Annotated in this window: 8 protein-coding genes and 1 pseudogene; 6 read left to right on the top strand and 3 right to left on the bottom strand. The window is 66.8% G+C overall.

Annotated features, from left to right (window positions below):
* Window positions 1-66: 66 nt before the first annotated feature.
* From dnaE to J0F76_RS03895, 6 genes and pseudogenes are all read left to right on the top strand, one after another.
* Entirely contained in the window at window positions 67-3,537 is a 3,471-nt protein-coding gene (gene dnaE, locus J0F76_RS03920; protein WP_207465953.1) for a DNA polymerase III subunit alpha, read from the top strand.
* 66 nt (window positions 3,538-3,603) lie between these two features.
* Window positions 3,604-4,098: a crossover junction endodeoxyribonuclease RuvC gene (ruvC, locus tag J0F76_RS03915; RefSeq protein WP_207465952.1), complete on the top strand. Its 495-nt coding sequence runs from the start codon at window positions 3,604-3,606 to the stop codon at window positions 4,096-4,098.
* Window positions 4,095-4,781: a Holliday junction branch migration protein RuvA gene (gene ruvA / locus J0F76_RS03910; protein WP_207465949.1), complete on the top strand. Its 687-nt coding sequence runs from the start codon at window positions 4,095-4,097 to the stop codon at window positions 4,779-4,781. Before ruvC ends, ruvA begins: the two co-directional genes overlap by 4 nt.
* 11 nt (window positions 4,782-4,792) lie before the next feature.
* Window positions 4,793-5,698: a zinc metalloprotease HtpX gene (htpX, locus tag J0F76_RS03905; protein ID WP_207465947.1), complete on the top strand. Its 906-nt coding sequence runs from the start codon at window positions 4,793-4,795 to the stop codon at window positions 5,696-5,698.
* Window positions 5,695-6,726 (top strand): Holliday junction branch migration DNA helicase RuvB, encoded by a 1,032-nt coding sequence (ruvB, locus tag J0F76_RS03900; protein WP_207465945.1) that lies wholly within the window; start codon window positions 5,695-5,697, stop codon window positions 6,724-6,726. Before htpX ends, ruvB begins: the two co-directional genes overlap by 4 nt.
* Window positions 6,727-6,815: 89 nt before the next feature.
* Window positions 6,816-7,861, top strand: a pseudogene (locus tag J0F76_RS03895) (IS630 family transposase); the annotation flags it as partial.
* 266 nt (window positions 7,862-8,127) lie between these two features.
* Here J0F76_RS03895 and folD read toward each other — a convergent pair.
* The 3 genes from folD to ftsH form a co-directional block, all read right to left on the bottom strand.
* Window positions 8,128-9,003: a bifunctional methylenetetrahydrofolate dehydrogenase/methenyltetrahydrofolate cyclohydrolase FolD gene (gene folD / locus J0F76_RS03890; RefSeq protein ID WP_207465943.1), complete on the bottom strand. Its 876-nt coding sequence runs from the start codon at window positions 9,001-9,003 to the stop codon at window positions 8,128-8,130.
* A gap of 14 nt (window positions 9,004-9,017) precedes the next feature.
* Window positions 9,018-9,317 (bottom strand): chorismate mutase, encoded by a 300-nt coding sequence (locus J0F76_RS03885; protein ID WP_242689973.1) that lies wholly within the window; start codon window positions 9,315-9,317, stop codon window positions 9,018-9,020.
* 94 nt (window positions 9,318-9,411) lie between these two features.
* Complete coding sequence (ftsH, locus tag J0F76_RS03880; protein ID WP_207465941.1) at window positions 9,412-11,301, bottom strand: ATP-dependent zinc metalloprotease FtsH; 1,890 nt, start codon at window positions 11,299-11,301, stop codon at window positions 9,412-9,414.
* Window positions 11,302-11,322: the final 21 nt, after the last annotated feature.

Raw genomic sequence — 11,322 nt, 5'->3', positions numbered from 1 at the left:
GCTTAGCGCGCAATTGACGCCGGGGGCAATTGCGCTGTTTCGACAGGCTGCGTTACAAGCCTGACTATGGCCGTAAAATCCCCCCGATTCATCCATCTTCGCACACATTCCGAGCATTCTTTGCTGGAAGGTGCCATTCCCGTGGGCAAGCTGCCCGGACTTGCGGCAGATGCCGGGATGCCCGCCGTGGCGCTGACCGACACCAACGCCATGTTCGCGGCGCTGGAATTCAGCGTGAAGGCGATGGACAAGGGCGTCCAGCCGATCGTCGGCTGCCAGATCACCCTGCAGGACGGCGCCACCGGGCCGGTGGTCCTGCTGGCGCAGAACGCGGCGGGCTGGCTGAACCTGATGGCGCTGTCCTCGTGCCTTTACCTGCGCGACGGGGGGGCGCCGCTGCATGTGACGGTCGATGAGCTGCTGGCCCATGCCGAGGGGTTGATCTGCCTGACCGGCGGCGCCACGGGCCCGCTGGGCTGCCTGATCGCCCAGGGGCAGCGCGACAAGGCCGATGCCCTGGCCGACCGGCTGGCCGCCGCCTTTCCGACCCGGCTTTACGTCGAACTGCAGCGCCATCCGGGCGAGAACGGCCAGTTGATGCCTGCCGAGGTGGCGTCCGAGGCCGGGCTGATCGACCTCGCCTATGCCAAGGGCCTGCCGCTGGTCGCCACGAATGATGTCTATTTCCCCAAGGCCGCGATGTTCGAGGCCCATGACGCCCTGATCTGCATCGCGGAAAAGGCCTATGTGGACCAGTCGCAGCCCCGCCGCCGCCTGACGCCGCAGCATTACTTCAAGTCGGCCGAGGAAATGGCGGTGCTGTTCGCCGACCTGCCCGAGGCGCTGGAGAACACCGTCGAGATCGCCCGCCGCTGCGCCTTTGCGGTCAGCAAGCACAAGCCGATCCTGCCGCGCTTCGCCGAAAACGAGGTCGAGGAACTGCGCCGCCAAGCCCGCGCGGGGCTGGAGGCACGGCTGCGCGTCATCCCCCACGCCGTCCCGGTCGCCGAATACCAGGCCCGGCTGGAGTTCGAATTGGGCATCATCGAGCAGATGGGCTTTCCCGGCTATTTCCTGATTGTGGCCGATTTCATCAAGTGGGCCAAGGACCATGACATTCCGGTGGGGCCGGGCCGGGGGTCGGGCGCGGGGTCGCTGGTGGCCTATGCGCTGACGATCACCGACCTGGATCCGCTGCGCTACAACCTTCTGTTCGAACGCTTCCTGAACCCGGAACGCGTGTCCATGCCGGACTTCGACATCGACTTCTGCATGGACCGGCGCGAGGAGGTGATCCGCTATGTCCAGGACCGCTATGGCAAGGACAAGGTGGGCCAGATCATCACCTTCGGCGCGCTTTTGTCCAAGGCCGCCGTGCGCGACGTGGGCCGCGTGTTGCAGATGCCCTTCGGCCAGGTGGACCGCCTGTCCAAGATGATCCCGCTGGAAGGCGTGAAGCCCGTCAGCATCGCCAAGGCCCGCGCCGACGAGCCGCGCCTGCGCGAAGCCGCCAAGGAGGAGGTCGTCAAGCGCCTGCTGGACTATGCCGAGCAGTTGGAAGGGCTTTACCGCAACGCATCCACCCATGCGGCGGGCGTGGTGATCGGCGACCGGCCGCTGGATCGGCTGGTGCCGCTGTACCGCGATCCGGCGTCCGACATGCCGGCCACGCAGTTCAACATGAAATGGGTCGAACAGGCCGGGCTGGTGAAGTTCGACTTCCTGGGCCTCAAGACGCTGACGGTGATCCAGAACGCCGTGGACCTGATCAACGACGGCGGGCGCCCGCTGCATGTCGCCGCCGACGGGCGCAAGCTCTATGATCCCACGCCCGGCACGGAAAACCAGATCAACCTGATCCCGCTGGACGACAAGGCGACCTATGACCTGTTCGCCAGCGCCAAGACGGTGGCGGTGTTCCAGGTGGAATCCAGCGGCATGATGGACGCGCTGCGCCGGATGCGGACCACCTGCATCGAGGACATCGTGGCGCTTGTGGCCCTTTACCGTCCCGGCCCGATGGAGAACATCCCGACCTACTGCGAGGTCAAGAACGGGCTGCGGGAACTGGAGTCGCTGCACCCCAGCATCGACCCGATCCTGGCGGAAACGCAGGGCATCATCGTCTATCAGGAACAGGTGATGCAGATTGCGCAGGTCATGGCGGGCTACAGCCTTGGCGGCGCCGACCTGCTGCGCCGCGCGATGGGCAAGAAGATCGCCTCCGAGATGGCCAAGGAGCGTCCGAAATTCGTCGATGGCGCGGTGGCGAACGGCGTCGATGCCAAGAAGGCGGGCGAGGTCTTCGACCTGCTGGAAAAATTCGCCAATTACGGCTTCAACAAGTCGCACGCGGCGGCCTATGCCGTGGTCAGCTATCAGACCGCCTGGCTGAAGGCGAACCATCCGGTCGAGTTCATGGCCGCAGTGATGAACTGCGACATCCACCTGACCGACAAGCTGGCGATCTACAAGCGCGAATGCGACCGCATGGGCATTGCCATCGTGCCGCCCTGCGTGAACCGGTCCGCCCCTACCTTCAGCGTGCGCGAAGGCCGCATCCATTACGCCTTGGGCGCGCTGAAGGGCGTCGGCGTGGACGCCATGACGCTGATCCACGAGGCGCGCAGGGACCAGCCCTTCCGCGACATCCATGACTTCGCCCGTCGCATGGACATGAAGCGCGTGGGCAAGCGCCCGCTGGAGATGCTGGCCCGCGCCGGGGCCTTCGACAGCTTGGACGACAACCGTGCCCGCGTGGTCAAGGGGCTGGACGCGCTGTGCGCCTGGTCGGCGGCGGTGCAGGAACAGGCGGCGTCCAGCCAGACGTCGCTGTTCGGCGGGGGCGAGGATCTGCCGCCGCCGCGCGCGCCCATCGCCGGGGTCTGGCTGCCCACCGAAAAGCTGGGCGAGGAGCACAAGGCCGTCGGCTTCTACCTGTCCGGCCATCCGCTGGACGATTACCTGCCCGCCCTGAAGCGCAAGAAGGTCCAGACCCTGGCCGAGATCTGCACCGAGGCCCTGGATGGCCCTCTGGTCGCCAGCATCGCCGGAACCGTGGCCGCGCGGATGGAGCGCAAGTCGGCCAAGGGCACGCCCTATGCCTTTGTCAGCCTGTCCGACCCGACCGGGCTTTACGAGGTCACGGTGTTTTCCGACCTGCTGACCGCCAGCCGCGACCGGCTGGAGCCGGGGCAGAACGTGGTCCTGCAGGTCAAGGTCGAACCCTCGGGCGATCAGGTGAAGATGCTGGCGAACTCGGTCGCGACGCTGGACGAGGTGGTGGCGGATGCCGGGGCAGGCTGCCTTGCCGTGGAGATGCAGGGCACCGACACCATCCCGCGCCTGGCCGAGACGCTGAGCCGCATCAGGACCGAAATCACCGTGCCCGCCCGTTCGCGCGGTCCCGTCCTGCTGCGCATCCGCGAGGGCGACGAGGTGATCGAGATCGAGGTCGCGAACGACGCCCCCCTGACCACGCCCGCCCGGCAGGCGCTGCGCGCGGTGCCCGGCGTTCTGGACGTGCTGGAGGAATAGGGGATTGTCCCCTAGGCAAATGTTCGCCTTTCGTGCTAGGCCTTTGAAAACGGAAAAGAGGCGGGCATGAGGGTTCTGGGCATCGACCCGGGTTTGCGGAACATGGGCTGGGGCGTGATCCTGGTCGAGGGATCGCGCCTGCGCCACGTGGCCAATGGGGTGATCCAGACAGAGGCGGGCGATCTGGGCGTGCGTCTCTTGCAGCTTTATCGCGGGCTGACGGCGGTGATCGCGGCCCATGCGCCGGACGCGGCAGCCGTGGAACAGACCTTCGTGAACAAGGACGCGGTCGGCACGCTGAAGCTGGGCCAGGCGCGCGGCATCGCCCTGCTGGCCCCGGCCGAGGCGGGGCTGGCGATCGGCGAATACGCCCCGAACGCGGTCAAGAAGACCGTGGTGGGCGTGGGCCACGCGGGTAAGGAGCAGGTGCAGCACATGGTCAAGGTCCAACTGCCCGGCGTCAGCTTCGACAGCGCCGACGCGGCGGACGCGCTGGCCATCGCCATCTGTCATGCCCGTCATTTGCAGGGCCGGACCCTGCGGATCGCGAGGACCGCATGATCGGCCGCATCGCCGGGATCATCCTGCACCGCGCCCGCGATCACGTCCTGATCGACGTGCGGGGCGTGGGCTATATCGTCCATGTCAGCGAACGCACCGCCGCCAGCCTGCCCCCGGTGGGGCAGGCGACAGCCCTTTATACCGACCTGATGGTGCGCGAGGATCTGCTGCAGTTGTTCGGCTTTCCCTCCATGCTGGAAAAGGAATGGCACCGGCTGCTGACCAGCGTGCAGGGCGTGGGGGCCAAGGTCTCGCTGGCGATCCTGGGCACCTTGGGGGCCGAAGGACTGGGGCGCGCCATTGCGCTTGGCGACTGGGCCTCGGTCCGCAAGGCCAACGGCGTCGGCCCGAAGCTGGCGCAGCGGGTGGTGCTGGAGCTGAAGGACAAGGCGCCCTCGGTCATGGCGCTTGGGGCGACGTTCACCGTGGACATGGGCGTGTCGGCGGTCGAGCCGGACACCGCCGTCATCGAAACCGCCGTAACCCCCGCCAAGCCCGCCGCTCCGTCCGACGCCATGCTGGCTGCACGCGCCACGTCCGACGCGCTGTCCGCTCTGACCAATCTGGGCTATGCTGCCAGCGAGGCCGCGCAAGCCGTGGCCGAGGCACAGGCGCGGGAACCCACCGCCCAAACCCCCGCGTTGATCCGCGCGGCGCTGCGCCTGCTGGCGCCGAAGGAATAGGGGGAACACCGATGCACGGGAACGTCAAGGTCTTCATCCTCATGGCCGCCATGACCGCCTTGGTCATGGCGCTTGGCTGGATGCTGGGCGGGCGAGGCGGCGCGATGATCGCGTTGCTTCTGGCGGGCGGCATGAACGTCTTTTCCTGGTGGAACAGCGACAAGATGGTCCTGCGTCAGCAGGGCGCGGTCGAACTGTCGCCGCAGCAGGGCGCCGACCTTTACGCGCTGACCACGGAACTGGCACGGCGGGCGGATCTGCCGATGCCCAAACTGTATCTGCTTCCGACCGAACAGCCAAATGCCTTTGCCACCGGGCGCAATCCCCAGAACTCGGCCGTGGCTGTGACGCAGGGTCTGGTCCGCGCCCTGTCGCGCGACGAGATCGCGGGCGTGATCGCCCACGAACTGGCCCATATCAAGCACCGCGACACGCTGACCATGACCGTCACCGCGACCATGGCCGGGGCGATTGCCATGATGGGCAACATGATGATGTTCACCGGCGGGCGCGACGATCGGGGTGGCGGCCTTGGCGCGACCCTGGCGATGATCTTCGCGCCGCTGGCCGCGATGATGGTGCAGATGGCCATCTCGCGCGCGCGCGAATACGAGGCCGATGCGACCGGCGCCCGGATCAGCGGGCAGCCCCGGGCGCTGGCCTCGGCGCTGGCGAGGATCTCGCAGATGGCGGGTCGCACGCTGAACATCCCGGCGGAACGCAATCCGGCCGCGGCCTCCATGTTCATCGTCAATCCGCTGAACGGGTTGCGCATGGACCGCCTGTTCGCGACCCATCCCGCGACCGAGGAGCGGATCGCCCGGCTGATGGCGATGGACGCCGGGCGCCCGATGGTCGAACGCGCCTCGCCCATCCCGCGCAGCGGGCGCGGTGACGGTCCGTGGGGGCCTGCATGATCCAGCCCGATCCGACCCTGCGTCCCGAACCGATGGACGGCGAATCCGAAGACCGCGCCCTGCGCCCGCAGGCCCTGTCGGAATTCGTCGGTCAGGCCGAGGCGCGGGCGAACCTGCGCGTCTTCATCGAAAGCGCCCGGATGCGCGGCAAGGCGATGGACCACACGCTGTTCTTCGGCCCGCCGGGCTTGGGCAAGACCACGCTGGCGCAGATCATGGCGCGCGAACTGGGCGTGAACTTTCGAATGACCTCGGGCCCGGTGCTGGCGCGTGCGGGCGATCTGGCGGCGATCCTGACCAACCTGGAAGCCCGCGACGTCCTGTTCATCGACGAGATCCACCGCATGAACCCGGCGGTCGAGGAGATCCTGTATCCCGCGATGGAGGATTTCGAGCTGGATCTGGTCATCGGCGAAGGCCCCGCCGCGCGGACCGTGCGGATCGAATTGCAGCCCTTTACCCTTGTCGGTGCCACGACCCGGCTTGGCCTGCTGACGACGCCCCTGCGTGACCGCTTCGGTATCCCGACCCGTCTGGAGTTCTATACCATCGCCGAACTGGACCTGATCGTTCAGCGCGGCGCGCGCCTGATGGGGATCGACGCTGACCAGGACGGAACGCGCGAAATCGCCCGCCGCGCCCGTGGCACCCCCCGGATCGCCGGACGGCTGCTGCGCCGCGTCGTGGATTTCGCCCTGGTCGAGGGCGACGGCCGGTTGACCCGGCAGATCGCGGATACGGCGCTGACGCGCCTTGGCGTGGATGACATGGGTCTGGACGGGGCCGACCGGCGCTATCTGTTGCAGATGGCGGAACATTACGGCGGCGGCCCGGTGGGGGTGGAAACGCTGTCGGCCGCCCTGTCCGAAAGCCGCGACGCGATCGAGGAAGTGATCGAACCCTATCTGCTGCAGCAGGGCCTGGTTGCCCGCACCCCGCGCGGGCGGCAGTTGACGGCAGGTGCCTGGCGCCATCTCGGGCTTGCCGCGCCGACGGTGCCTTCCCAGGGCAGCCTTTTCGACGGCTAGTACCAGCGGCATGAACCATCGCCTCTGAAGGTTGTCTGCTTTGCGGCCGACTTTTGATTCACTCCACTGCAAGGCGGAAGAGGATCAGGATGGCGGTGGACATCAAACGCACGGACCTTTCGGCATCGGATCTGCGGCGGGAGGCGGCTCAAGTGAAGAACGCGCGGGCGTCGCGCCGGATGCTTGCGCTGGCGCCTGTGCTTGACGGGAAAACCCGGACAGAAGCGGCACAAAGCTGCGGATGGATCGGCAGACGCTGCGTGTCCGGGTTCACCGTTACCGTGCCGAAGGGTTGGCCGGCCTTGTCGACCGGCCGCTTTCAGGGCGGCTCGGTGCCGAGCAGATGCGCCAACTTGCCGTGATCGTCGAGACGGGGCCGGTCCCGTCAATGGATGGGGTTGTACATCGGCGTCGGATTGACCTCTGCGACGTGGTTGAGCAGCGGTTCGGCATTTGCGTGGCGGAGCGGACCATGGGCGCGATCCTTCACCGGCTCGGCCTTGCGCGTCTTTCGGCCCGGCCGCGCCTTCCGCAGTGCGACGCCGACACGCAAGCGGTCTATAAAAACACTGCCGAGTTGGCGCGCGCGGCCGTGCCCCACGAAGCGCGGGCCAACCCTTTGGAGATCCGGTTCCAGGATGAGGTCAGGGCGGGCCAGCAGGGAACCTTGACACGCATGTGGGCGAGAAAGGGAACACGCCCGCGGGCGCCAAAACACTGCCGCTGGGCCTGGGCCTACATCTTCGGTGCGGTCTGCCCGGCCTGCAGGATCGGTGCAGCGCTCGTCATACCCTATGCGAACACGGAGGCGATGAACGCCCACCTGCCCGAAATCACCGGGCAGGTGTCGCCCCGTGCGCACGCACTCCCCGTTCTCGATGGTGCCAGCTGGCACAGCTCTACAGGCCTCGTCATTCCGCCCAACATTAGCCTGCTGCCGCTGCCGCCTTGCAGTCCGGACCTGGATCCGGTCGAGAACCTCTGCCAGTTCCTCCGTCAGAACGTCCTCGCGAACCGGGTCTTCGACAGCTACGAGGCCATCGTCGACGTCTGCTGCCATGCCCGGAACACGCTCCTCGCCATGCCGGAACGTGTCGCTTCCATCACCTCGCGCGATTGGGCGAAGGCAGGCGTCAATGCCTTTGATGTGACATGGGAGGGGGCGCTGCCCCCGTCGCGCTTCGCGCGCCTCCCCCGGGATGTTTGTGGTCCAATGCAGGAGCGAAGAACGCCCCATCCCGCGAAGGATGAGGCGCCTGCTTCGGACACGGTCATCGGCGTCCCCGCCTGTACCGTAGTGCCGACAATGCCAGTGGAATGTTGATGAAACATTAACGACCCTGCCTTGGACTTCAAATATCCCACGGGGGTTCCGGGGGTGTGAAACCCCCGGCGGTTGCCTCAGGGGGTCAGGCCTTCGGGGTCCGGCAGGCCATTGACGCGGACCGTCGCAGTGAGAGTATTGGCCAGGAGGCAGGCGATCGTCATCGGACCGACCCCGCCAGGCACCGGCGTGATCGCACCCGCGGTCTGCTTGGCGGCGTCGAAGTCGACATCACCCACCAGACCGTCATCGGTGCGATTGATGCCGACGTCGATCACCGTGGCGCCCGGCTTGATCCAATCGCCTTTCACGAAGCGGGCAAGGCCAACGGCGGCAACCACGATGTCGGCCTGCCGGCACAGGTCTGGCAGGTTGGTGGTGCGCGAATGGGCGATCGTCACCGTCGCGCTGTCGCGCAGCAGAAGCTGGGCCATCGGTTTGCCGACGATGTTGCTGCGGCCGATCACCAGGGCGTTCTTGCCGGACAGGCTTCCCAGGTGGTTGCGCAGCAGCATCAGGCAACCCAGCGGGGTGCAGGGCACCATCGCCTTCTGACCGGTCGCCAGGCGCCCGACATTCAGGATGTGGAAGCCGTCCACGTCCTTGGCCGGGTCGATGGCGTTGATAACCGCCGCCTCGTCCATGTGCCGGGGCAGGGGAAGCTGCACAAGAATGCCGTTGATCGCCGGGTCGGCGTTCAGCCTGTCGATCAGCGCCAGCAGATCGGCCTGCGGAGTTTCGGCAGGCAGGCGGTGTTCATGGGAGTTCATGCCGACTTCGCGCGTCATCCGGCCCTTCGACCGCACATAAACTTGGCTGGCGGGGTCCTCGCCCACCAGCACGACGGCCAGACCGGGTGTGATGCCTTGCGCTTTCATCGCCTCGACCTCGGTCGCGATGCGGGCGCGGAGGTCGGCGGCAAAGGCCTTGCCGTCGATCAGGGTGGCGGTCATGGGCAGTGTCGCTGTCACGGGCGGTCTCCGTTCAGGTGGCGGTCTTCCTGCGCGATGGCAGCTTCGACCAGTTGCCGCCAAATATTCTCGATCAGCGCCCGGTCCAGCCCGTGCGATGCGGCGTGACGCCCCGCATTTGCGACAACTTCCTCGACGCGTTCGTCGATCCGGGCGGGCAGGCCGATCTGCTGCTTGATCTGCGCGGCGCGGGCGATCAGCGCGTGGCGCTGCGCCAGAAGGGCGACCAACTGTTCATCGACCGCATCGATATGGGCGCGCAGCGTCGCCATGTCCGGGATGTCGTCGATCTGCATCGGACCCTCCATTCGCTGGCAGGGGGATGCACCGGACCGTCCGCAGGTGCAAGCCGTAAAGAAAACCCCGGCGCGAGGGCCGGGGTCCTTTCCGTCATGCCGGGGCGGGATCGCCGCCGGGGGCGGGCTTGCCCGCCTTCGGGATCGCCGTGACCGCCGGGATCAGGCTGCCCGGCGTGTCGTCGTCGCCGCCCAGCGGCTCGCCGCGCAGGACCTTGCCGATCTCCTCGCCGGTCAGGGTCTCGTATTCCAGCAACCCTTGGGCCAGCCGCTCGAACTCGGCTTCCTTTTCGATCAGGATGCGGCGGGCTTCCTGGTAGCCCTGTTCGATCAGGTCGTGGACTTCCTGCTCGATCAGTTCCTTGGTCGCGGCCGAGATCGAGAAGCCGCCGGTCGACCCGCTATAGCCCTCGTGCGCCTCGGCATAGTCGATGTTGCCGACCTTGTCGGACATGCCCCAGCGCATCACCATGGCGCGGGCCAGCTGGCTGGCCTGCTGGATGTCACCGGCGGGACCGTTCGACACGCCTTCCTCGCCATACTTGATGATCTCGGCGGCCTTGCCGGCCATGGTCATGGCCAGCTTCTGCTTGGCCTCGTCCTTGTGGAAGTTCAGACGGTCCATTTCCGGCAGGGACACCACCATGCCAAGCGCGCCGCCGCGCGGAATGATCGTGGCCTTGTAGACCGGGTCGCATTTGGGCAGCGACAGGCCGACGACGGCATGGCCCGCCTCGTGGTAGGCGGTCTTTTCCTTCTGCTCGGGCGTCAGGACCATGCTGCGGCGTTCCACGCCCAGCATGACCTTGTCCTTGGCGTTCTCGAAGTCTTCCATGCTGACGAAGCGGCGGCCGATGCGGGCGGCCATCAGCGCGGCCTCGTTCACCAGGTTCATCAGGTCCGCGCCAGAGAAGCCGGGCGTGCCGCGCGCGATGATTCGCAGGTCCACGTCGGGACCGACCGGCACCTTGCGGGCATGGACCGACAGGATCTTCTCGCGCCCCTTGATGTCGGGGTTCGGCACATGGATCTGGCGGTCGAAGCGGCCGGGGCGCAGCAGGGCGGGGTCCAGCACGTCGCGGCGGTTGGTGGCGGCGACGATGATGATGCCCTCGTTGGCCTCGAAGCCGTCCATTTCGACCAGAAGCTGGTTCAGCGTCTGCTCGCGTTCGTCGTTGCCGCCGCCGATGCCCACGCCGCGCGCGCGGCCCACGGCGTCGATCTCGTCGATGAAGACGATGCAAGGGGCGGATTTCTTGGCCTGCTCGAACATGTCGCGGACGCGGGATGCGCCGACGCCCACGAACATTTCCACGAAGTCCGAACCCGAGATGGTGAAGAAGGGCACGCCCGCCTCACCGGCGATGGCGCGGGCCAGCAGGGTCTTGCCGGTGCCCGGAGGGCCGACCAGCAGCGCGCCTTTCGGGATCTTGCCGCCCAGGCGGCTGAATTTCTGCGGATTGCGCAGGAATTCGACGATCTCCTCCAGTTCTTCCTTGGCCTCGTCGATGCCCGCCACGTCGTCGAATGTCACGCGGCCGTGCTTTTCGGTCAGCAGCTTGGCGCGCGACTTGCCAAAGCCCATCGCGCCGCCTTTGCCGCCGCCCTGCATCCGGTTCATGAAGAAGATCCAGACGCCGATCAGCAGGATGAAGGGCAGCCAGACGCCCAGCAGGGACATGAAGCCCGACTGCTGCTGGCGCACCACCTTCACGTCGACGTTCTTGGCGATCAGCCTGTCCGAGATGTCCTCGCCCTGGGGGCGGACGGTGGCATACTGGTTGCCGTCGGTGCCGGTGATCGCCAGATCCTCTCCGTCGATGGTGACGGCGGAAACCTGGTCATTGTCCACGCGTTGGATGAAATCGGAATAGCTGATCTGCCGGCTGTTCATGGTCGTGGCGCCGTCGCTGAACAAATTGAACAGCGCCAGGATCATCAGGAACAGGACGACCCAAAAGGCGAGGTTTCGTGCGTTGCCCAAAGCGGGACCTCCGGCGGAAAA

The organism is Paracoccus fontiphilus (assembly GCF_017356265.1).
Classification (GTDB): Bacteria; Pseudomonadota; Alphaproteobacteria; order Rhodobacterales; family Rhodobacteraceae; genus Paracoccus; species Paracoccus fontiphilus.
This window is presented reverse-complemented; position numbering and strand designations above follow the sequence as displayed.